The organism is Chryseobacterium sp. MMS23-Vi53 (assembly GCF_047651245.1).
GTDB lineage: Bacteria > Bacteroidota > Bacteroidia > Flavobacteriales > Weeksellaceae > Chryseobacterium.
The window spans coordinates 4,038,699-4,059,819 of sequence record NZ_CP180265.1 but is presented as its reverse complement, the minus strand read 5'-3'; the positions used below and the strand labels follow the sequence as shown (position 1 = coordinate 4,059,819).

The 21,121-nt window shown below is 36.2% G+C and carries 25 protein-coding genes and 1 tRNA gene; 7 read left to right on the top strand and 19 right to left on the bottom strand.

All coding sequences use genetic code 11. The annotated features are described in order from the left end of the window. Position 1 precedes the first annotated feature (1 nt). Positions 2-81, top strand: a tRNA-Leu gene (locus tag ACKX2A_RS18145). Here ACKX2A_RS18145 and ACKX2A_RS18140 read toward each other — a convergent pair. Together ACKX2A_RS18140 and ACKX2A_RS18135 are read right to left on the bottom strand one after the other, a co-directional pair. Continuing rightward, positions 35-1,609, bottom strand: a complete 1,575-nt coding sequence (locus ACKX2A_RS18140) for a recombinase family protein (protein ID WP_415329493.1) — start codon at positions 1,607-1,609, stop codon at positions 35-37. The genes ACKX2A_RS18145 and ACKX2A_RS18140 overlap by 47 nt on opposite strands. Positions 1,610-1,627: 18 nt before the next feature. Continuing rightward, complete coding sequence (locus tag ACKX2A_RS18135) at positions 1,628-1,789, bottom strand: hypothetical protein (RefSeq protein WP_415326336.1); 162 nt, start codon at positions 1,787-1,789, stop codon at positions 1,628-1,630. 1,218 nt (positions 1,790-3,007) lie between these two features. Here ACKX2A_RS18135 and ACKX2A_RS18130 point away from each other — a divergent pair. Further along, a complete protein-coding gene (locus ACKX2A_RS18130; RefSeq protein WP_415326335.1) occupies positions 3,008-4,081 on the top strand; it encodes a DUF932 domain-containing protein in 1,074 nt (357 codons plus the stop codon). A gap of 60 nt (positions 4,082-4,141) precedes the next feature. Then, positions 4,142-4,582: a JAB domain-containing protein gene (locus tag ACKX2A_RS18125; protein ID WP_415326334.1), complete on the top strand. Its 441-nt coding sequence runs from the start codon at positions 4,142-4,144 to the stop codon at positions 4,580-4,582. Between the two features lie 227 nt (positions 4,583-4,809). Here the strand turns inward: ACKX2A_RS18125 and ACKX2A_RS18120 are convergent, their stop codons facing one another. Genes ACKX2A_RS18120 through ACKX2A_RS18065 form a run of 12 tightly spaced genes read right to left on the bottom strand, consistent with a single transcriptional unit; the run spans position 4,810 to position 13,768 of the window. Then, positions 4,810-5,250 (bottom strand): DUF3872 domain-containing protein, encoded by a 441-nt coding sequence (locus ACKX2A_RS18120; protein ID WP_415326333.1) that lies wholly within the window; start codon positions 5,248-5,250, stop codon positions 4,810-4,812. Positions 5,251-5,263: 13 nt separating this feature from the next. Further along, positions 5,264-5,824 (bottom strand): conjugal transfer protein TraO, encoded by a 561-nt coding sequence (locus ACKX2A_RS18115; protein ID WP_415326332.1) that lies wholly within the window; start codon positions 5,822-5,824, stop codon positions 5,264-5,266. Position 5,825: 1 nt separating this feature from the next. Further along, positions 5,826-6,731 (bottom strand): conjugative transposon protein TraN, encoded by a 906-nt coding sequence (traN, locus tag ACKX2A_RS18110; protein WP_415326331.1) that lies wholly within the window; start codon positions 6,729-6,731, stop codon positions 5,826-5,828. Positions 6,732-6,746: 15 nt separating this feature from the next. Then, positions 6,747-7,202, bottom strand: a complete 456-nt coding sequence (gene traM / locus ACKX2A_RS18105; RefSeq protein ID WP_415329491.1) for a conjugative transposon protein TraM — start codon at positions 7,200-7,202, stop codon at positions 6,747-6,749. A 5-nt stretch (positions 7,203-7,207) separates the two neighbouring features. Beyond that, entirely contained in the window at positions 7,208-8,047 is an 840-nt protein-coding gene (locus ACKX2A_RS18100; RefSeq protein WP_415326330.1) for a hypothetical protein, read from the bottom strand. 4 nt (positions 8,048-8,051) lie between these two features. After that, positions 8,052-8,321, bottom strand: coding sequence for a hypothetical protein (locus ACKX2A_RS18095; RefSeq protein ID WP_415326329.1), 270 nt, complete (start codon positions 8,319-8,321; stop codon positions 8,052-8,054). Positions 8,322-8,331: 10 nt separating this feature from the next. After that, positions 8,332-8,955: a conjugative transposon protein TraK gene (traK, locus tag ACKX2A_RS18090; RefSeq protein WP_415326328.1), complete on the bottom strand. Its 624-nt coding sequence runs from the start codon at positions 8,953-8,955 to the stop codon at positions 8,332-8,334. Positions 8,956-8,967: 12 nt separating this feature from the next. Beyond that, complete coding sequence (traJ, locus tag ACKX2A_RS18085) at positions 8,968-9,960, bottom strand: conjugative transposon protein TraJ (protein WP_415326327.1); 993 nt, start codon at positions 9,958-9,960, stop codon at positions 8,968-8,970. A 1-nt stretch (position 9,961) separates the two neighbouring features. Beyond that, complete coding sequence (locus ACKX2A_RS18080; RefSeq protein WP_415329489.1) at positions 9,962-10,567, bottom strand: DUF4141 domain-containing protein; 606 nt, start codon at positions 10,565-10,567, stop codon at positions 9,962-9,964. Positions 10,568-10,613: 46 nt separating this feature from the next. After that, the gene (locus ACKX2A_RS18075) at positions 10,614-13,121 is read right to left on the bottom strand and encodes a TraG family conjugative transposon ATPase (RefSeq protein ID WP_415326326.1); all 2,508 of its coding nucleotides are present in this window, start codon (positions 13,119-13,121) and stop codon (positions 10,614-10,616) included. Continuing rightward, a complete protein-coding gene (locus ACKX2A_RS18070) occupies positions 13,118-13,450 on the bottom strand; it encodes a DUF4133 domain-containing protein (RefSeq protein ID WP_415329487.1) in 333 nt (110 codons plus the stop codon). Before ACKX2A_RS18070 ends, ACKX2A_RS18075 begins: the two co-directional genes overlap by 4 nt. 12 nt (positions 13,451-13,462) lie before the next feature. After that, positions 13,463-13,768, bottom strand: a complete 306-nt coding sequence (locus ACKX2A_RS18065; RefSeq protein ID WP_415326325.1) for a DUF4134 domain-containing protein — start codon at positions 13,766-13,768, stop codon at positions 13,463-13,465. A gap of 206 nt (positions 13,769-13,974) precedes the next feature. Between ACKX2A_RS18065 and ACKX2A_RS18060 the strand changes: the two genes are divergently transcribed. Continuing rightward, complete coding sequence (locus ACKX2A_RS18060; RefSeq protein WP_415326324.1) at positions 13,975-14,556, top strand: TetR/AcrR family transcriptional regulator; 582 nt, start codon at positions 13,975-13,977, stop codon at positions 14,554-14,556. A gap of 99 nt (positions 14,557-14,655) precedes the next feature. After that, entirely contained in the window at positions 14,656-15,825 is a 1,170-nt protein-coding gene (locus ACKX2A_RS18055) for an MFS transporter (RefSeq protein ID WP_415326323.1), read from the top strand. Between the two features lie 39 nt (positions 15,826-15,864). Here the strand turns inward: ACKX2A_RS18055 and ACKX2A_RS18050 are convergent, their stop codons facing one another. The 3 genes from ACKX2A_RS18050 to ACKX2A_RS18040 are packed head-to-tail and all read right to left on the bottom strand — an operon-like array spanning position 15,865 to position 17,667. Further along, complete coding sequence (locus tag ACKX2A_RS18050) at positions 15,865-16,488, bottom strand: hypothetical protein (protein ID WP_415326322.1); 624 nt, start codon at positions 16,486-16,488, stop codon at positions 15,865-15,867. An 11-nt stretch (positions 16,489-16,499) separates the two neighbouring features. Continuing rightward, a complete protein-coding gene (locus ACKX2A_RS18045) occupies positions 16,500-16,895 on the bottom strand; it encodes a DUF3408 domain-containing protein (RefSeq protein WP_415326321.1) in 396 nt (131 codons plus the stop codon). A gap of 4 nt (positions 16,896-16,899) precedes the next feature. Next, the gene (locus ACKX2A_RS18040; RefSeq protein ID WP_415326320.1) at positions 16,900-17,667 is read right to left on the bottom strand and encodes a ParA family protein; all 768 of its coding nucleotides are present in this window, start codon (positions 17,665-17,667) and stop codon (positions 16,900-16,902) included. Between the two features lie 662 nt (positions 17,668-18,329). Here ACKX2A_RS18040 and mobA point away from each other — a divergent pair. Next, entirely contained in the window at positions 18,330-18,761 is a 432-nt protein-coding gene (mobA, locus tag ACKX2A_RS18035) for a conjugal transfer protein MobA (RefSeq protein WP_415326319.1), read from the top strand. A gap of 1 nt (position 18,762) precedes the next feature. Next, the gene (gene mobB, locus ACKX2A_RS18030; protein ID WP_415326318.1) at positions 18,763-20,040 is read left to right on the top strand and encodes a conjugal transfer protein MobB; all 1,278 of its coding nucleotides are present in this window, start codon (positions 18,763-18,765) and stop codon (positions 20,038-20,040) included. Here mobB and ACKX2A_RS18025 read toward each other — a convergent pair. Both ACKX2A_RS18025 and ACKX2A_RS18020 read right to left on the bottom strand, forming a co-directional pair. Continuing rightward, entirely contained in the window at positions 20,004-20,312 is a 309-nt protein-coding gene (locus ACKX2A_RS18025) for a hypothetical protein (RefSeq protein ID WP_415326317.1), read from the bottom strand. The genes mobB and ACKX2A_RS18025 overlap by 37 nt on opposite strands. A 367-nt stretch (positions 20,313-20,679) precedes the next feature. Further along, on the bottom strand, positions 20,680-21,099 hold the full coding sequence (locus ACKX2A_RS18020; protein ID WP_415326316.1) for a hypothetical protein: 420 nt from the start codon (positions 21,097-21,099) through the stop codon (positions 20,680-20,682). Positions 21,100-21,121: the final 22 nt, after the last annotated feature.

Sequence of the window (21,121 nt, the reverse complement as noted above, 5' to 3'; positions counted from 1 at the left end):
TGCCCAGGTGGCGGAATTGGTAGACGCGCTGGTCTCAAACACCAGTTCTTAGGAGTACCGGTTCGATCCCGGTCCTGGGTACAAAACCGGAAAGAGGTGATAATTCACTTTCTTTCCGGTTTTTTTTAACTCCTAACTCATTATTTATCTGATAGATATAGGATAATAGAACATTGGGTCGGGTGGTTCGATAATGATTTTTTGAAAATTGCAATTTTTCAGGAAATATCGAACCAATTATTTTACGTTTCACCTCGATATCCCCATCAGTATATACTTTCGCAAGGTCTACCAGGTTCGATAATGCTTGGTCTAGTAGTTTTTGAAAATCTATTTTCTTATTATCTTTTCCTTTAGTTAATTTAACTTCGAGCTTTTCAATTTGCCTTTTGCATTCGATTTTAATTTCAAGATAATCTTCATTATCAATTACCTCCTCCATCAATTTATTTCTTGCCTGTTTCAATCTGCTGTTTAAACGATCTATTTCTACCAGAATTGCTTTTCTTTCTTTTTGGGGATTATTGATTAATTTTTCAAAATTTTGCATCAACACCTTTTTCAAATAATTTTTTATAGATGCACGCATTTCCAATGACTGCAATATCTCTAAAAATTTAGAATTTATAATCTCAGATTTGTAACGGTATGAACACGGAGACTGGCAATGGTAGTAGTAATATTTAATTCCAGAACGTCCCCTTGATGCACTACCGGTAACCAAATGACCACATTCCGGACAAACTAGAAAACCTCGTAACGGTAAATTATCGTCAGACAATATTTTTACGTTAGGTCTGGCTGGATTTACATTTCCATCCATTACAAATTGAACTTTTTCGAATAATTCTTCACTGATCAGAGGCTCATGAATACTTGTAACAAAATGAGCTTCTTCTTCATTGAATTGTTCCACATAAATTTTTCCACAATATGCCGTATTACGTAAACTTGCAAGAAAGGCACTTATCTTAACTGATTTTCCTTCCTTTCTGTTCATCATGTCCATTATCTGACTCGCTGAATATACGCCTTTTGACATTTCATTAAATGCCCATTTCATGTTAGAAGCTTCCGGTTCCTTCGGAGTTACATACTTTTTTCCATCCTCCGTAATTCTATTAACATAGCCATAAGGTGCTCTTCCCATTAATCTGCCTTCTTTTTTAGCACGGCGCATTCCATAGTAAGTATTCAAAGCACGTCTGTCGTTTTCAACTTCCGGCGCAGCAAGATAGATTGCCAACATCATCTTGTTCTCGGGAATTGATAGATCCAAAGGTTGTTCAATGGCTTGCGGTTCCACATTAAGCTTTTTGAGAATATTAATCATTTGATAGGCATCACCAGCATTTCTGCTAAAACGATCCCATTTTGTGAATAGCAATACATTGGTTCTGCAGCTCTTTTTCTTAAGGGTATCTAAGAGTCTCATCCATTCAGGCCTGTTAAAAGTCTTGGCTGAATAATCTTCATAAATAATCTGACCAACTATAATGTTATTATTCTCACAATAGCGTTTTAATCTTTCTTCTTGATCCCTCTGTGAATATCCTTTGTCTGCCTGTTCATCAGTTGAAACACGAATATATAAATCGGCTTTTTTCATCCCTATAATCTTAAAATATTATTCATCTAAAAAACGCTTTACAGTAATTGTTAATAGCATTTTAAAAAATTCTACAATTTGTTCTGCCTCCTCAGTTGTTAATTCAATTCCTTCCTCTTCTTTAAATATTTTGATAACCTTATCAATGCTGATATTTTTAATTTCAGGTGTCATTTCCATAACCGATATCTTTTTAATAAAAATATTCGGTGCAACCCATTGCAATTAATTAAGGCAGTTGATAGATACACTTGGCTTTAAAATCCATATTTATTTTTGTATATTGAAATGTAATATTATCTACAATATTTATGACTCCGTTAAATTTATTTTAAAAGTGGCAACAAGAAAAAATTGTTGCGAAGAAATTCATCATTCTTAGATTCAACTAAATTACAAATTATCAATTAAATACAAGATTTATTGGAAAAAATTTTCAACAAAAAGAAATTATTTATAATTTTGTTTAACATGAAAATTTAATTTCATGTCAAGTTTTTTTTACCTCTCGCCCCTGAGAGGTTTATTTTTTATCTGTGTACTAGTTAATCTCTCCATTATGGTGATCTTCCGAAATACATAATAGCTCAAAAATTTTCTTTATAATTAATTTATAAAGAGACTATATGTCCTGTATTTTTACAGGATTTTTCTATCATTTTAATATTTTCCATAATAAACCGGTAAAAAGGCAGCTAAGGTATAGCGGTCAGCCTACTCTTCTGCCACCCAAAAGACTACGGCATAAACGGTTTCCTCCCTGAAGGTACCCTCCAATTATTCCGTTTCCTTTTGGCTTTCCCCTTTGCCCTCTAAGATTATCTGCTTTCTTTTTTCCGATTTTTCTTTTGAAAAATATTCAGCGAAGCCTGAAAGGCTTTTAAGGGGTTGGTTCAAGAAAAGATTGAAAACAAGTCAAAATATAAAATCTTTAAAACAACAGTTATGAACATTATCGGAAGGCTGACAAAGAATGCGGAGATTCTCAACTTGCGCAAAGAAAAAAGGTAGTCAATTTCTCTATTGCTACCAATGACAACTATCGCAACAAGCAAGGCGAACGAATCGAACAGATCACTAATTTAATGCTCTTACGGGATTTCTGAAAAGGTTGCTGAACTCCTAATAAAAGGCACTTTGGTCGAGCTCAACGGAAGAGCCTACGCAACGGCGTGGATTGGAAAAGATGAAGAATCTCATGCCGGTTTGAATTTTCAGACATCACAAATCAAGATCAATGGCAATACCAAAAAAATGGTACTCCAAGCGTTAAAACTCAAAACAAAGCAAAAGAATATCAATCGAAATCTAAGCAAAAAGACAATGATAACGATAAAAATGATAATCTACCATTCTAATATTCTTCAAAAAAAATCAACAAATAAAAATAGTTATATCATGGCACACAATTTAAATTTCAACAACAGAACAGGAAAATATTCATTTTTCAGCGTAAAAGAAAAAGCATGGCACAACTTGGGTCAAACTGTGCAGGAATACCCGACTAGTGAGGAAGCAATAAAGTTTGCAGGTCTTGACTATGATGTAGAAAAATCTCCCCTATTTACAAAAGGTTCAAGAATTATCGAGAACAGCAACGAAATAGAAATAATTGATTATGAATTGGAAGTTCCTAACTACTCTGCCAATGTCCGAACAGATAATAATACAGTGTTAGGCGTAGTTGGAAAAGATTACCATATTATACAAAACCGTGAAGCATTTTCTTTTTTTGATGCCATAGTAGGTGATGAAAATGGTATTCTGTATGAGACAGCGGGGGTTCTGGGTAACGGTGAACGAATTTTTATCACAGCTAAACTTCCCGATTATATCCGTGTAGGAAATGGCGACGATATTACAGAAAAATACATTTTTCTAACCACCTCACACGATGGAAGCGGAAGTATTACCGCTGCTTTTACTCCAATTCGTATTGTTTGCCAAAATACTTTAAATGCTTCACTCAAAAATATAAGCAATGTAGTAAGAATTCGACACACGGTAGGAGCAAAACAACGTTTAAAAGATGCTCACAGAGTTATGGGATTAGTTAATACATTAGGTAAAGAATTAGAAAACACTTTTAACCACTGGTCGAAAATCACAGTAGGTGATGATGAAATGAAAAAGATTATTCAATTGGCACTTTGTCCTAATATGGAAACTTTAAACCATCTTAAAAAAGGAAATTTTGACGAAATATCAACCGTTTTCAAAAATACTGTTGATGATGCTTTTGCCTATGCAATGATGAGCGATACCCAACAAATGGAAACCACTAAAGGAACTTTGTTTGGAGCTTACAATGCGGTGACAGGTTTTTATCAGAATGTGAAAACCTACAAGAATAATGAAGCCAAATTACAGTCTATTGTTATGGGTGGTACTGCACAAATGAAGTCACAAAAAGCTTTTGAACTTTGTGAAAAATATGCCCACTGGGGAACAGACTCTTTAATGATGAATTAAAAAAAATTCTCACTACTTATGTACGGGAAAAATAAGTCTCTGCCGTACAAGAGCAAAAAAATGTTTAATATAGTTAATGAAATAAAATTAAGTTATTCAAGAAAAGGAAATTCTGACAAACTGATAAGTAATTCACAAGATGCCGTTGATGTATTTCGTCAACATTTTGATCATGATGAAATAGATTATAGAGAATCTTTTTTCGCATTATATTTAAATCAATCGAATAAGGTTTTAGGAATAAGAAAAATTTCAGAATCCGGAATTTCTTCAACAATTGTTGATGTTCGCATCATTATGCAGGCTGCACTTTTATGTAACGCATCATCGTTAATTTTAGCCCACAACCACCCATCCGGAAATTTAAAGCCCTCAGGTGAGGATTTAAAAATTACACACAATATAAAATGTGCATCAGAATTTTTAAATATCAAACTGTTGGATCATTTTATCTTGACATCAACGGATTATTTATCTTTTGCTGATGAAGGACATTTGTAACTACAAAGTAAATAAAAGTCAACAACAATTTAAAATTGTTGTTGACTTTGAAATTTTGGGCGAAAAGACAATTCCTTTTTTTAATCGGAAATGTCTTTTCGCAGTCAGTTGTGGCACAACTCTATGAACTCGTATTCTATGCCTTTTATGTCATAAAAATTGAGCAATCATATGTATTTTACTTTTGTTTTAAGAAATATCTTTTATAATAATCCAATTTCCACTTATTATAATGATACTATGTTTGAAGGATCGAATTGAAAACTTAATTTCTTTTCATTTCCCATATTATCTGAAATCCTTATATCAAAACTTTGAGACACAGTGGATTCAGAAGTATAGTACAATCTGAATTCCTTTTCACTTAACGGATAGACATTATTCGGCACAAAGGGTAAGTCGTTAAATAATCGCAGATTACCAGCTCCGTTGGGTTGAAAATATCTGATCGAATAAGAAGTTCCGGCATAATTGCCAGTGGGGATAATACGGCATCGAATCTCTACAGTTTCACCTTTAGCGATATATTTTTGAACTGGTAAAAACTGTACTTCAAATGGAAAATTCTTTTGAATCTGCAGCTCATCTTCTGAACATGATGTAAAAAAAAGCTCTATGGAGATTAAACTGATTATAATATATAATGTACTTACAATTAAATTTTTCATAGTAATATTGTTGTTAAAAGTTATAGCGCAGACCTAGCCCACACAAAGTATTTATTTTATTAAGTCCGCTGTTTTGTAAAAAACGAAGCTGTCCATTTACTATAAAGACAAAATGGCCAGTCAGATATAATTCTACAGAAAGTTTGCTTGTTACGCCGTAAATAAAATTTTCTGTTTCACTAATCAATGAGCCATCATGCAACATTTCGTTACCTTTATTGATCTCCTCATACCCTATAAGAACACCCATTCCTAAATTGACGTTCACATTTCTCATATCATCACCCAGCAGGTAGAAACTGTAGCCTCCATTAAATAGGTAAGTATTTACAGGAATACTATAATCAACAGCTTCATAATATTTTTTATTATATTCTGCTAATGCAAAAAGATAATTCCCATTTTTGGCATAAGAAATAATACCAGCCGCGATATTATAATTTTTCTTTGCAACAGAGTTTGGAAATACTGAATAAGAAAGTTCAACACCCTTTTGCTTTGGAATCATTTGCTGGGCAAATGTTTTGATACTCACTGTAAGCATAAAAATTACTGTTAAAAATATTGTATACATCTTATTTCGTTTTTATGTTTAAACTGTTAATGAGCCTTGCATGAATCAGGTCTTTATTTTCAAGCTGAACTTTCTGATGTCTTCCCCCGTTCTTTTCCAGAATTTCGATTTCCAAAACCTGATCCTTCAGGAGGGTAAACTGGTCCAATAGATAAATTCCTAACGTATTCGAATGATCGGAAGCCGTCATTGTAGGAAAATAAACTCGAATCGGTTCTAATAGCTTATCCTGAACAACCGTCCGTTTTAAGTTCTTCTTGTCAACAATTTTGAAGTTGACCCATTCGATCGTATATGCCACATTACTGGAGTTTTCAATCTCCAACGTGAAATAGAACTTGTTATCATTGACATGCAATGACCTGACCGAGAATTGAATTCCATAGCTTTTGGAGACAATATGCTTAATCGTTCTATTGCTTTTCTGGTAAAGATTTTCCATAATGAGTTCTGTTAGACCAGAAGAACTTCCTTTAAGATCTTCAAATAAAACATCTGTTGAATACTGTCGTTCGATATATCTCTGCAGCTTTAATAAATCATAACTGAGTACTGACGGATAAGCACTATAAGATGCATCAAAACTGTAAAATTTCCCGTCCTCAGTAATGACAGAAAAATTAGTTTCTTCTTCGAAATCTCTTACTACCGATTTAATCCGGAGAACATTTCCAATAGGTTCTGCCTTATTGGCAACCAAGAGATCGCTTCCAAGATCAACATATCGAATGGGTGATGGAAATAAAAGATGTGATGTCTTATTATAGGTAACCTCTATTCTGAACGGTATCAGCCGTGCTTTTTCTAAAGGAAGATAAGAAGTGGTGGAATCCTGAGCAAATAACCTGCTGCTTATGATGAGCAGCAGTAGAATTCCCAAAATATAATGGCTCTTTAGTGTGTTCATGTTTTATTGATTTAATTAGTTATTCTTTGGCACAAGAAAAAGCTGATGCCCCGCTTTTACCGTTACCTTCTGTTGTCTGACCTTTTTCTGAAAATAACCGGACACTCCTTGTACCACTCCCCTGCTTAGATCCGATGCAATCTGCTGCCCGGCTGATTGGGTCATCATAATATTCGTTCCTGAAGTCTGACTCATATTCGCTACCATGTCATTGACTGCATTTTGTTCAGGTGAATAAGGAATATTTAGTCCTGGCTGGCCATCATTGTCATATACATTAATTTCCACCGGATAAATACTGCCTCCATATTCAATTGAACTCACTTTCAGCTGAAGCCTGCCTCCTTGAAATTTGCTTGATCCGATGAGCACTGTGCCTGATGGAATTTCTATCCGATCCAGCTGCATAGCTTCTGAAAGCATGATTGATAATGAACTCTCATTGACTAATGTTTTGGTTTCAGAAACAATACCCTTTATCGCATTCTTGGATTGACTGGATTTTTTTTATCACTTTGTACGTCAAAAAATCTACTATGATTCAACCCTGAAATAAAAGCACTATCAGATGATTCTCTATACAACGATGAAACGATTCTGGAATGAGACGCTTTCACTGCTGTAAGCTTAACCTTCTTCTCATTTGATGATTTTGTTTCTTCTTTTTCCTTTGGTACAGCCTCTTCTTTTGAAGCGGAAGGAAGGTATTTAGCTGCCATCTGGTAGGATTTTTCCATCAATTCCAACTGGTCGTTGATTCCAAGACCTGCGGGAACAGAATTATTCTGTATCGCATCTCTTTTTAATCTGGAAATTTCCTTTCTTAAATCATTGACTTCCTGATTATCCTGCTGATAGAAAGAACCTAAGGCCTGTTGTGCATTTCGATAACTGTTTACTGCATTCTGGTCTGAACGTGATAAATCAGTTGATTTACTTATTGATAAGGATGATCCGGCATTTTGATTAGCATCACTTTCATCGATCCAATAATCAGATAATGTAGTGAGGGCATTTCTCTTTTCTTCAGCTTTTTGTTCCAAAAGTTGCTGCTCGTAAGCTTTCTGCTTATCCGACTGCAACTGACCGTCTTTTGCCTGGGGAATTATAGCATTAAGTCCTTCCTCTGCAACAATCGTATTATTTGTTTTTGGTTTAAAAATCAGATATAAACAAATTGCACATAATAAAGCCATTAAACAATAGATCATTGGCTTTTTAATCTGCTCCCATTTGGCTTTTGGATGATCTCTTACCCCATTATCATTCTGAGGTAGATCATCTTCTGTAATTTTTATTTTTTCAGAATCTTTCATCCTTTTATTTCTTAATTAATGGGTTAATCATATCAGCTTGTATGGTATCCTTCGTTTGAGGACTCCTGGAAATTCCATCGATATGATTGATCGATATTTCATTATTCCTCTGGCTTGTCGATATGCAGATGCTAACAATTACCAGTAAAGTGAGGAAAGCATATCCTCCGAAAAAAAGCTTGGTTAATAATCTTTGTCGCTTAACAGGAAGAATTTTCCAACGGTTATCTGCTTGCAAGGCGTAATATTCTATTGTATCTCTTATTCTTTTCATAAGGGGACTTTTAGCGTTCAACGGTTTCAAGATCTTTGTTTTCAAGGACGTTGAATTTCTCAATGGTAAATCCCTGAGGATTGCTGTCAGACCTTACTGAATTAACCAATGAGCAGTTTGTAATCAGACTTCTTATGGTAAGGTTGCTTGATCTGATGATAAATTGTCTGGCATAGGTTTTTACCGTATATGGATAACTGTCAAAGTCTGCAGCTAAGCTGTCTACCTCCACTCTCTGCTGGATATTCCCCGAAATGATTCGGTTATAGTATCCTTTTTCCTGAAGGTCTTTATAGTAATTAAATGCAGATTGATCAGCCAAATTGAATGCTCTTTTTACATTGCTTTCAATAGCGTTTTTATCAGGTGCTACCGTAAAAAAGAGTTCATGAAATCTTCTGACATGCTCTCTGGCTTCAACAGGCCTGTTGATCAACATATCCTGAGAAAGTGCCACCATTAGAGACTTACCATTATCCAATACATAAATCTTCTGGCGCTGCTCTTCGGCAAACTGATATGATTTAAATACAACAACTCCTACAACTCCAAAACACAGGATGGTAAAAACCAGCGTAAACAAACGGATCTGCTTGAAGCTACTTTCAATATTCTTTAATGATTTAAATTCCATAGTACTGTATTTTTATTTTAATAATCTTCCTGAAATATTACCTGTTGCTGAGCCTGCAGCCGCACCCGCAATATTTCCTGATTTCGTGGCGGTCTGATTGACATTGCGCATAAAGTTTCCTGCCCCTCCTGCTTGAATTACCCAACCTGTAACCGTAGGTACAGTAAAGTATCCTATAATTCCGATCACCATATAGATGATGTAAACCGTATTGGAAGTGTCCGGAATAAAGGTGGGATCGGCCAGCATTTCAATATCCCGCTCTAAAATAAGTGACTGTATTTTGGCCAGTATTGAACTGAAAATATCCGCAACAGGAAGCCATAGATAAACACTGATGTACCTTGTCAGCCATTGGGTTAAAGTTGTCTGAAAGCCATCCCAGACTGAAATTGCAAAAGCGATGGGACCCAATATGGAAAGTACAATCAGAAAAAATGTCCTTATCGTATCAATGACCAGCGCGGCTGCCTGAAAAAGAATTTCCAGAAACTCTCTGAAACCGTCCCGTATGTCTTTCTTGATGGCGAACATTTCTCTTTCGATGTACATACCGGACATAGTTACCAGATCAGAAGGTGACCATCCCAGGTCTTCCAGCTTTTTATCAAACTCTTCATTGGAGATCAGATAAGCCATCTCCGGATTTCTAAGCATGGCTTCTCTCTCCAGAAGATCTTTTTTCTCTTGTAATTCATTCAAATCCAAAACCTGATTTTCTAACATCGAATGACTTCCCTGAACAATAAGGCTCAGAACTCCATTGATACTTCCCAATACCAAGGTTGAAAAAAACATGATACAGATCCCTATGGCAAATGGTCTGAGCATCGGAAGCAGATCAATGGGCTCAGCACGGCTTAAGGACTGCCAAACTTTGATAGCTACATAAAACAAGGCTCCTAAACCCGCAACCCCTTTTGCCACTGCTGCCATGTCAGCACACAAAGGCATCATTTCCTCATATACCGATCGTAGAACTTCATGTAAATTCGTGGGCTCCATATTACCAGTATTTTTGGTTAGAGGTTCCGTACAGATCCAATACTCTTTTGGTATTATTCTGCTTTTTAGCTCTCAGATAGCTTACTGAAATATTTTTGTTGGTATAGTATCTGACAAGATTATGATATTCCTTGACCTCTTTGTACACACGGTCAATAACATCCATTCTTTCTTTATCATTTAAAGAAAGACCATTGGAGGTAATAATTTCCTTCAGTTCTTTAAGCAGCTCTGTGCTTTCAGTGAGTAATGCAGAATACCCATTGGCTATGGAAGATAATTCCTGTGCATTGAAGTTGGGATCATTCAGCATTTTGCCGAGATTGTTCACATACATCTCGGAAACGTCCCCTACAAGCAAAACAGTCTGCTGCACTTTTCTGGCATCCTTGACCAAATTATTGATGGCTTTCAGCTTATCGTAATACTCCTTGCCCTGTTCGTAAACTTTCTTTACTTCATTAAAGTTTTTTACAACGTTCGATACGGTTGATGAAGTCTGCACAATTTCATTCGCAGAGTTTAAAATACCTGATGCAAGATTGGCAGGATCGGTAACGACAAATTGTGCTTTTGCAAAGGTGAAGGCAGCGAAGAATGCTACCATTAGTGTTTTAATGATTAAATTTTTCATTGTTGTAAATAGATATTGATTAATTGTCTTTGGTTGATTTGATTCTCTTTAGAGAAATCCTCTTGATCGCATGCTCGACATTGTTATCAAGTTCTGATGCAAGATTCATCACTTCCATCTTTTCTGTCTCTTCGGTGGTGTACGCAAGATATTCCTCAGTTGATACTTCAGTGGCATAGACTGCAGAGTGCGTTCCACCCAATCCGATCCAAACCTCTTTGTAAAGACGCTTCGGATCATTGTTCATATTGATAGATAATACCTGAGATTTTTCTCTATCCGTTAGTCCGAGCATTGCCTGGATGTCATCAAACTTATTCATGTATTTACGCTGATCCAGCAGAATCTTACAGTCTGAATTATTAATGATGCTTTCCTTTACAATAGGTGACTGAATAATATCATCGACTTCCTGGGTCACTACAATGGCTTCTCCAAAGAATTTTCTGACCGTCTTGAACAGGTATTTGATATACTCTGCCATTCCCTCTTTGGCAATTGCCTTCCAGGCTTCTTCAATGAGGATCAGTTTTCTTATACCCTTTAGTCTTCTCATCTTGTTGATAAAGACTTCCATAATGATGATGGTCACAATGGGAAACAGAATCTTATGATCTTTAATGGCATCGATTTCAAAAACAATGAAGCGCTTTGACAGCAGATCCAGCTGCTTTTCGGAATTGAGCAGGTAATCATATTCCCCGCCCCTGTAGTAAGGCTCCAATACATTGAGGAAGTTGGCAATATCAAAGTCTTTTTCCCTGACCTTTTTCTGCTCCAATACTTTTTGATAATCCTCCCTGACATAATCATAGAATCCATTAAATGAGGGATGCTGTTCGCTCATCTTAATCATTTCAATATAGCCGCTTACCGCATTGGACAATGCCACTTCTTCTGATCGTGTCGGCGGTTCATCATCTCTTTTCCATAAAGTGAGAATCAGTGTTTTAATACTTTCTCGTTTTTCGATATCAAAAACGCCGTCATCAGTATAAAATGGATTAAATGCAATGGGATCGTCCTCTGTATAAGTGAAATACACTCCATCCTCGCCTTTTGTTTTACCTTTGATCAGTTCACACAAACCCTGATAGGAATTGCCTGTATCGACAAGCAGCACATGAGCCCCCTGCTCATAATACTGTCTGACCATATGGTTCGTGAAAAAGGATTTGCCACTTCCTGATGGTCCAAGGATAAACTTGTTCCTGTTCGTAATGATTCCCTTCTTCATGGGAAGGTCAGAAATATCCAGGTGGATCGGCTTTCCTGTGAGACGGTCTGCCATCTTGATTCCGAAAGGAGAAGAAGAATCCTGATAGTTCGTTTCTTCAGTAAAGAAGCAGAGTGCCGGCTCAATAAACGTGTAGAAACTTTCCTCACTCGGAAAATCACCTGCATTTCCGGGAATTCCTGCCCAATACAGAGTGGCTGTATCCGTAGTGTTATGACGAGGCTTACATTCCATCAGTGCTAAAGCACTTCCCGTATCGTTTTTTATTTGCTTCAACTCATTGGGATTGTCAGACCATGACATCACATTAAAGTGGGCACGTATCGATTGTAAACCAAAAGAATGGGCTTCATTCAGATATTTTTCAATCCATTCCTTATTGATCTGATTAGCTCGGCTGTACCTTGCCAGGGAATGCATATTCCTTGCAGATTTTTCAAACTTAGACAGGTTTTCATCACTGTTGTCAACAAACAAATATTGATTATATAGGTGATTGCAGCTGAGTAGCAGCCCAACCGGAGATGCAAAAGATAGCAAACAGTCACTCCGGTCTGTACTTAGCTTTTCATATCTGCTGTGAGATGAAACAGTACCTGGCAAATCATCGGTATCCGATAAGGTATGCATAATGAGACGGTTGTTGCCGATCCGCATTTCTTCCGGACCCAGCTTAATATCCTGCAATGAAGGATGAGTTTCACGAGATAAAGTAAGATACTGTTCCAGGAGTCCTGATTTTTCATAAGTACCAGAAATTTCATCCTCGGTCATTCTTTTCAAATCGATATAACCACTATCATTCATAATCCGTTCAAGCTGATCAACAGCCTCCAGAAAACGATTGATTACCTCTTTGTCCTTAATCTCCTTGGGAATGAGCTTACCTTTACATAAAGATGAAAAATTGCTCTGCATCCGTATTCTTTCCTTGGAGGTCTTCGTAATGAACAGGTAACAATAATGATTTAAAAAAGGTCTTTCATTGAAATGCCTTTCAAAAGATTTGGAAAGAAAGCTTTGATCTTCTCTCGAAAGGTCTGGATTATAATTTTCTTTGATAAACCAGTCCTGTTTATGAACGACGGTATAGTCGGGAAGCGTTTTAATCGCCTTGAACCATGCTGAATGAATGGCTTCATACTCAACCGATGCAATCGTAAATAATTCCGGAAGTCTTACTTTAAAACAAACTGTGATATCTGCATCTTTTGAAATAATGCAATCATTTTCTATAGCAAGCAGTGGAAATTTACTCTCCAACGTTGCCGATTTGGAAGAATTTCTCATGCGGAAGCTTTTTTACGGTTAGTTTGCAGATAGCGGTAAATACTCTTGTGGCTCATAATATATCTGGGATGTTTTTTCTGAGCTCCCATTTTCATCAGACCATGCTCTCCGTATTTTCTATTCAGGGCGAAAGTCTGCCAGATCAAAAGACCACTGCTGGCTCCACCTACGACCAGGCACAAATAAGTATTGACACCAGCCATATACATGATCATCATGCAGACCAATAATCCTAACAAACCGCCTGCGAAAATAAACAGGTATTGTGCCTTCAACCCTTTGAACTCTACCGTCCGTCCTATTCCTTTATTGATATGATACGTATTCATCATTGAAAATTTTTAAAGGAAGAATGAACGTAGGATGGTAGCAGCTACGATCAGGAAGATACAGGCACCAAACCAGCTGGCAGCCGTTTTACTGGTGTCGGGATCTCCACTGCTGAACTTATTGTACACCTTGACGCCTCCAATCAATCCGACGACCGCACCAATAGCATAAATGAGTTGGGTAGCCGGTTCAAAATAAGAGGTAACCATCTGTGTGGCCTCATTGATTCCGGCACTCCCATTACCTTGTGCATATCCCCCTGTACTTAGGAAAAGTGCTAAACTTGCATACAATAGTTTTTTTCTCTGTTTTTCCATTTTTAAATGTTTAAATGGGTTAATAAGACCCTGCTCCCTGCAGGATTCATGAGCAAATGTGCTGTGGAAAAACGGGGTGTTTTTTAACTGTCCTTGAAAGAGTTGATTTGGCTTTAAAGGATTTGATGGTTTAAAACAAGAGATTAGAAAATAAATAAATTCAAAATTTTAAACCGAACAGTTTAAAATTGTATATTTGCAAAGTAATGGCTAGAAAAAAAGAATTTGAATACGAGGAAAAGCTGGACATAGCAATGAATCTCTTTTGGGAACAAGGCTATCATGTGACATCGCTTAGTGATCTAGAACATCACATGAATATAAATCGTAGCAGTATCTATCCTACCTATGGGGATAAAAAAGAACTTTTACTAAAATGCCTTGACAAATATCAAAAAACTAAACTGTCAGAATATCAAGTTTTTCTAAAAGAAGGCAGTAGCGATGCATTAGAAGACTTGGTGAAAATATTGAACTTATCTATACAGCAAAGTATCAATGATCATAAAGTCTGTTTAGCTGTAAAAATGATCTTTGAAATTGCCTTGGTGGATAAGGATATCAATCAAATGCTGGTTTCAAATGAGAAAAAAATTGAAAACGTTTATCTAACGATACTACAACGAGGCATTCAACAAAAGAAAGTTAGAGATAAATTGGATCCAGAAACTACTGCTGCCTTTTTTGCAAGTTCTTCCACTACCCTGCTCAAGAATTATGTTCTATATAAAAATAAAACACAAGTAGATGCCATGATCGATTTATTAATTCAATTAATCAGTCGCTAGATAAAAATTCACATTTACAAGTAGACAGTCGTCTTGATTGCTACACTCTATACTATAAACATATATTTTTTTACCGTATTTTAAACCGTTCAGTTTATTATGAAAACAAACTTAAATAAAAGGATAGCATACATAGGTAGCTTAGGTGTTGTCGGAATTATCAGCACAGAATTTGGAGTCATTGGTATCTTACCACAGGTCGCCGAATACTATAAAATTAACATAGCCACAGCAGGATATCTCCTAAGTGCATTCGCCTTATTCATAGCTATTACAGGACCGTTCACGGTATTGTTTGTTTCTAAATTCGACAAGAAAAAAATCATGCTCTGGGCAATGGGATTGTTTTTGGTATCAAATTTCTTTTCTATTTTCAGTCCACCATTCTGGGTCTTGATGATACTCAGAATACTGCCTACGTTCCTTCATCCGGCGTTCTTTGCTATGGCAATATCCGCATCAATACAAGGATCATCTCAAAAAGATCAAATGCATCTTACGGCAATCATTATCGGAGGAATTGCCCTTGCACAGGTGACGCTGATCCCTATAAGTACATTTCTGGCAAGCATATATTCTTGGCAGGTAACCTATATGGTTCAAGGATTTATTATATTACTTACAATTTTGATCATTCTTAAATATATACCATCTCTACCCAATGAAAAACCTACTTCTTTCAGGAGTCAACTTTCCATATTGACTCGCCCACGATTTATCTCAGGCACACTTTTGAATCTATTATTGATAACCGGATGGTTCTGCTCCTACAGTTACTTTGCAGATTATCTTGGCAAAGAAAAGCATATGAGTGAAAAGGAAATAAGCCTTTTATTGCTGTTTTTTGGAGCAATGGGCGTAATTTCCAATTACATTGCTGGTAAATTATTAGGAAAGAATATGCTGTGGACAACCCTATTTTTTATTGCAGGTATATTCGTAGTACCATTCGCATTTGAATATACGGGTAACTCATTTTCTGATGTTGCCCTCGTTACTGCTATTTGGGGAATTATGTATGGTCCCTGCTTTCTGATAGGCGTAGGCTATATGATCTCAGCTGCACCGGATGCTAAAGAATTTGCCAACAGCCTACAGACCTCATTTGGAAACTTAGGGGTTTCAGCAGGTACATCTGTGGGTGGATTTTTTATTTCCCAAAATGGGATAACTGTAACGCCTTGGGTAGGAATTGTTTTTGGTATTTTGGCAATTCTGGTTATTATCTGGCGCGCTTATTTAGATAAGCATCATCTAAAAATTGAATAGATTAATAAAGTTTCGTTCATAATAAAAAGGGGAATTTGCTCACACAAACTCCCCTATGTCGAAACCTTCTGCACCATCTTTACGCTTAAAATAAATATCTTCATCTTCATTCGAAATACTCTGGCTCAGCAGATTAGCAATTCGCTTTGATGCATCACCTAATGAATTTTCTAAAAGATCAAAAAGCTCGGTTCCCTGAATTTTTTGAAGGATGTGAACTGCTTGTTTTTCTAAGTCAGCCTCCAGCACATCTTGCTGAAGCAGCTGTCCCGCAGCACTCAATTCCTGAAAGGTAACCCCTGTGGCAAACCCGCTTTCTATTTTAGAATCATCCTGGTACTGCCAGTCTTCTTCCTCGTCTTCCCAATCATTATTTTTGACCAGTATCGCGTCAAGTTCTTTCTTTGAAGCCGTATTTTCAAATACCTCTTCCTTGGTTTCTGAATCAAAATTATTTACATTAAGTATATTAGATTCGTCTTGGCCTTGATTGGCATCAGATGGCACTGGTTTTCTCTCTTCTTTCTTTGTTTCTCCCATAATAGAGGGCACCGCTAGGTGAGCTTCGACACTTTTTCCCTGATGATGCTGATTGATATACTTCTTATCCCAAAGTAGTACGATGATAATGAGTAATAGTCCTATGATAATTAATTGTTCCATAAGATGATAGATTAAAAGATTGGACGGTATTTGCTGTTGAAATCATCGGTGATCTCTTTTTCAAACGTTTCGAAGTGGTACGCCAAAATATTGTCGAGGTAGGCATATAAAGGGATTTGATCGTCAGCAACGATTTGGATGATCCTTGAAAGCCTCTCATGATATTCCGGTCGGACATAGATGCTTTTATCACCGCGCTTCGTCATTGTGTGATGGGTCAGAAACTGCTCGGCGTAGGTGATTTCAAGACTTTTTTTATTCTTCAGCTTTTGTTTGTTGGTCGGCTTTTCCTTTGAGGAATCAAGTTCTTGGTTCTGCGGTTCCTTCTTGGTGTTGCCCGCCATAATGGACATCAGGTACTCCTCATCGATACTTTTTTCATCTTTGTTCTTATTCTCACTTTCCATAATACTACAATTTAACGATCTTTAAAAATTCCTCCATAAACTGATCGAGTCGGCATAATATCATCAACTTGGGGTCTGCTGGTAGTAAGGTCGAACGGAAAACGGTTTTGGCGACCGTTTCCCCTTCTTTACGGAATCGTTTACTATCTGTGATTGATGTTTCCATCAATTGAAGTCCCAGGTCTTTGATCACCTTACTGTAATTTTTATACAATGGGGTTTTCTCCCTTCCATCGACCTGATTCCAGAAGAGATGGATGCTTTTGATCTCGGTATGCTTTTTCTTCATCAGGACATTGGTCAGGACATCCGTAAAACTCAGGGTGCTTTCAAGGACGACCCTATCCGCAGTTATGGGTGAAAAAATATAGTGGACATTGGCAAGTGTACTCAAGATTCCGGCAGTGTTGACCGTGCCTGGTAGATCAAGAAAAATTACATCCGGTACAACTTCGGAGTTATCAACATACGCTTGCAGCTCTTCCAAGACCGTATCGGTCTTACTTTGGAAAACTGGATAGGCTTTTTTATTAATGGTTGTAAACTGCTTATGGGCCATTTTTTTTAATACCTCATTTTGCATTACTGTTTTAAGGTCCCGCTCCCTCATCTGTATCAGACTGTATTGCGGAAAGTCACAGTCGAATACTGCGACTTGATACCCTAAACGATAATGAAGTATACTTGCTAAAAGTGTTGTGAAGGTACTTTTACCTACGCCTCCCTTTTGAGTAGAAAAGACAATGATCACTGGTTGTTTTTTTGTTTCCATTTTTTTTGAATTTATAATTAAACATTTGTAGTCGTTACGTCTCTAATGACAGTTGGTGAGCGGGCTTGAGGTACATCCGACTCTCTTGAGATCTGATTAAGCTCAGAGCATTCCTGACTTCCAATCGTAGAACGAGAATTCAGTCAGTCAGATAACCTGTCTTGAATGGCCCTATATTTCAGGCAGGGTGGAATTCCGACCTGCTCTTCATCCTGCGGGAATTCCAAACGTTCTGAAAACCTGAATTTCTTACATCTTGAATGCCGGCCTTCAAGATGTCAAACAATTTTGCCATATATCAGTCCTGCCGACCTTCGTGTACAAATAAATAACACCTACTCGTACGCAGCTCGTAAGCGGTTAACTTTGGCTCGAATTGGTTTTGTTTGGCTTTATGAAAAGCATCAGCTATCCTACTCATTGTTGTTTACTTTGTCAAAAGAAGATTGAAACTTGTCAGAACCTGATCTTTTAAGCTCTTAAGATTCCGGTATGCCGGATTGAATCTAGTGCAATGTGGGTTTAGCCTTTCACCCGAAAGGGGCAAGTTGTGTTTTAAGCATCTCGAAACTTTTTCGGATGCTCAAAACAACTTGCCCTTGCAGGGGGCTTAAAAAACAATCTCCGAAGTCGATGTTTTACAAAAATTTATTGGATAGATTATGAATAAAAAAAATAATACAAAAAAGACAGGACGCCGGCCAAAGCCAGATCCCGCAAAAATTAGATATTCGATATCATTTAATGAAGCTGAACACTCAAAATTTCTTGAACTTTTTGATCAGTCAGGAATGAAGGTGAAGGCGCATTTTATCACTTCCTGTATCTTTGAGAAGGAAATGAAAACCATTAAGATGGATAAAGGAACCATCGATTTCTACATGAGATTGACCTCATTTCACAGTCAATTCCGTTCTGTCGGAGTCAATTATAATCAGATGGTTAAACTGTTGTATACTCATTTTTCAGAAAAAAAAGCAGGCGCCCTACTGTACAAATTAGAGCAACAGACTTTAGAGATGGTAGAAATTTTTAAAAAAGTAATTCAGATGACTGAAGAATTTAACCAAAAACATTTGAAAAATTCCGAGTAAAATGGTTGCAAAAATTGGCAGAAGCAGTAATCTTTATGGTACCTTATCCTATAACAATAATAAGGTGGAACAGGATAAAGGCGAAATTCTAATGACCCATAAAATAATCGAGACCGCTAATGGAAAATATACAGTTTCACAATTGGCAAAGTCATTTGAACATTATCTTATTGCCAATCGAAACACTGAAAAGCATACCCTGCATATTTCATTAAATCCCCATCCTGAAGATCAGATGTCGGATGAAAAATACAGAGAAATTGCACAACAATATATGAATGAAATGGGTTATGGCAATCAGCCGTTCGTGGTTTTTAAACATACAGATATTGACCGAAGTCATATCCATATTGTTTCAGTCTGTGTAGATGAAAATGGAAAAAAAATCTCTGACAAATTTGAGAAGATACGCTCTATGAAAGTTTGTCGTGAACTGGAAAACAGATTCGGTCTGGTGGCTGCTCCTGAAAAAAAAGCAGTGGAGGCTAAGGGAATTTTTAAACCTGTCAATTATAAAAGAGGTGATTGTAAAAGCCAGATGACAGCCGTTATCAGGCATTTATCTGACTACTATCAATTTCAGTCATTGGGGGAATATAATGCCCTGCTTTCCCTGTTCAATATCACTTCTGAAAAAATAGTGGGGAAATTGCATGGCGAACAGCAAAGAGGACTTCTTTATTTTCCCTTAAACAGTGATGGGAAAAAAGTTGGGCATCCTTTTAAATCTTCATTGTTTGGAAAAAGTGCCGGAATTGATGCATTAGAAAAACAATTTGAGAAAAGTAAAGAAAAAATGAGGAAATCACCTGTAAAAGATGTTTTAAGGTCGAATATTATCAGTGCCCAGCATTCCACAAAGAATGAACAAAATTTCAAACAGCTTTTGGCAAAGCAGCATATTAATACTGTGGTCAGAAAGAATGATGAAGGCCGTATGTACGGGATCACTTTTATCGACCATCATACAAAAACTGTATGGAACGGCTCAAGACTGGGAAAAGAATTATCGTCCAATGTATTTCATGAAAAGTGGAATGATCACAAAAGTGGAGAAAAAGACAACCCTAATATGCATTATGCATCTGCACATTTTAAGGATAAAAAGCATGATCTGATTTTTGAAAAGATAAATCATTTTTTAAATATGGTCGGTTTTGATACAGGTGGTATTATTGAATCTTTTGGAGGGTTTATCCCTCAAGTTCAAACTGAAGATGAACAAGAAATTGATTTTATCAATCAAATGAGAGTAAGAAGGAAGCGAAAAAGAAGATAGTAGATTTTTATTATTTGTATAGTATATTTCGTAAGAAAACGAATAACCATTTTTAGATATTCATCATCTTTGTGAATGGCAATCTGAAAAATCCGGATTTTTAATTCTTCCTCAAGTCTTTTATAAAGATCATGCAAATCCTGCATAGTTGTGTCTTCTTTAATCACAACCACAGCTTCACGAATAGGTATCGCACTTTTTTGTAATTTTCTCCCTGATTTTTCCTTGCAGTAAGATTCTATTTTATGAAATCTTTCTGAAATCTTGTCCATTGACCAGTATTCATTTTTCTCTGTTAAGTCTTTTCGGATATAATCAAAGGTTTTCTTCGGAAGTTATGGACTTCAGAATCGGATTTAGCAGCTTTGAAATTTATAGAGGTTTTCATTTGTAACTTAAAAACACAAATTAACTAGCTGGTTTATAACAATTAAGATATTGTATTAATTGTCGTTTTTTGGCATTAAGTTATTAGAGCTTAATGCCAAAAACCACTGCAATTAGCAGTGGTTTTATTTTATTTATTGTTTTATAAATTTAGTAAAATGTTTTTTTATAATCTTTAACCATAGATTTGTCCTATCAAAGTTAGTAACTCCATTACCCGTCTGGAACATTACCTATACTTTAAAACTTTAATTATTTTATACTTCTGGTAGTAATTTCTTCGACAATCCACTTATTAGGTGTGAACTCACTAAGGACAGGATAGAAGCATAATGCTGTAACGCTATCATTTTTCCACATTCCAACAAAAGCTAAATTATCATTTATAATAACTTTTTTTATTAAAAAAATAAAGCCAGCTTTCATTTCTGGAAGAATCTGAATTTCTAAATCTTTATTGTTATAAGTTAGCTCTTTGTTAGTTAAGTATTTATTTGGATCAACAATTAAGATTTTATTTTTAGCCGAATATTGCTTAAGTTTATGATAAACATTAATATCCATAAAAAATTGTTCTGCAAAATTTTGTTTATTACTATCTTGCTTATTTTGAGAAAAACAAAGTGTACCAATAAACAATGCAACATACATACAACGATAAATTGTTTTCATATTTTATTTAAATATATTTAAT

Bases quoted from the DNA above. Each gene is read 5' to 3' on its own strand.
- ACKX2A_RS18120 (WP_415326333.1), bottom strand. From the start codon at position 5,250: ATGAAAAATTTAATTGTAAGTACATTATATATTATAATCAGTTTAATC.
- ACKX2A_RS18075 (WP_415326326.1), bottom strand. From the start codon at position 13,121: ATGAGAAATTCTTCCAAATCGGCAACGTTGGAGAGTAAATTTCCACTG.
- ACKX2A_RS18065 (WP_415326325.1), bottom strand. From the start codon at position 13,768: ATGGAAAAACAGAGAAAAAAACTATTGTATGCAAGTTTAGCACTTTTC.
- ACKX2A_RS18040 (WP_415326320.1), bottom strand. From the start codon at position 17,667: ATGGAAACAAAAAAACAACCAGTGATCATTGTCTTTTCTACTCAAAAG.
- ACKX2A_RS18135 (WP_415326336.1), bottom strand. From the start codon at position 1,789: ATGGAAATGACACCTGAAATTAAAAATATCAGCATTGATAAGGTTATC.
- ACKX2A_RS18140 (WP_415329493.1), bottom strand. From the start codon at position 1,609: ATGAAAAAAGCCGATTTATATATTCGTGTTTCAACTGATGAACAGGCA.
- ACKX2A_RS18100 (WP_415326330.1), bottom strand. From the start codon at position 8,047: ATGAAAGATTCTGAAAAAATAAAAATTACAGAAGATGATCTACCTCAG.
- ACKX2A_RS18080 (WP_415329489.1), bottom strand. From the start codon at position 10,567: ATGGTAGCATTCTTCGCTGCCTTCACCTTTGCAAAAGCACAATTTGTC.
- ACKX2A_RS18055 (WP_415326323.1), top strand. From the start codon at position 14,656: ATGAAAACAAACTTAAATAAAAGGATAGCATACATAGGTAGCTTAGGT.
- ACKX2A_RS18050 (WP_415326322.1), bottom strand. From the start codon at position 16,488: ATGGAACAATTAATTATCATAGGACTATTACTCATTATCATCGTACTA.
- traK (WP_415326328.1), bottom strand. From the start codon at position 8,955: ATGGAATTTAAATCATTAAAGAATATTGAAAGTAGCTTCAAGCAGATC.
- mobA (WP_415326319.1), top strand. From the start codon at position 18,330: ATGAATAAAAAAAATAATACAAAAAAGACAGGACGCCGGCCAAAGCCA.
- traN (WP_415326331.1), bottom strand. From the start codon at position 6,731: ATGAACACACTAAAGAGCCATTATATTTTGGGAATTCTACTGCTGCTC.
- traJ (WP_415326327.1), bottom strand. From the start codon at position 9,960: ATGGAGCCCACGAATTTACATGAAGTTCTACGATCGGTATATGAGGAA.
- ACKX2A_RS18095 (WP_415326329.1), bottom strand. From the start codon at position 8,321: ATGAAAAGAATAAGAGATACAATAGAATATTACGCCTTGCAAGCAGAT.
- ACKX2A_RS18060 (WP_415326324.1), top strand. From the start codon at position 13,975: ATGGCTAGAAAAAAAGAATTTGAATACGAGGAAAAGCTGGACATAGCA.
- mobB (WP_415326318.1), top strand. From the start codon at position 18,763: ATGGTTGCAAAAATTGGCAGAAGCAGTAATCTTTATGGTACCTTATCC.
- ACKX2A_RS18045 (WP_415326321.1), bottom strand. From the start codon at position 16,895: ATGGAAAGTGAGAATAAGAACAAAGATGAAAAAAGTATCGATGAGGAG.
- ACKX2A_RS18070 (WP_415329487.1), bottom strand. From the start codon at position 13,450: ATGAATACGTATCATATCAATAAAGGAATAGGACGGACGGTAGAGTTC.
- ACKX2A_RS18025 (WP_415326317.1), bottom strand. From the start codon at position 20,312: ATGGACAAGATTTCAGAAAGATTTCATAAAATAGAATCTTACTGCAAG.
- ACKX2A_RS18130 (WP_415326335.1), top strand. From the start codon at position 3,008: ATGGCACACAATTTAAATTTCAACAACAGAACAGGAAAATATTCATTT.
- ACKX2A_RS18020 (WP_415326316.1), bottom strand. From the start codon at position 21,099: ATGAAAACAATTTATCGTTGTATGTATGTTGCATTGTTTATTGGTACA.
- ACKX2A_RS18115 (WP_415326332.1), bottom strand. From the start codon at position 5,824: ATGTATACAATATTTTTAACAGTAATTTTTATGCTTACAGTGAGTATC.
- ACKX2A_RS18125 (WP_415326334.1), top strand. From the start codon at position 4,142: ATGTTTAATATAGTTAATGAAATAAAATTAAGTTATTCAAGAAAAGGA.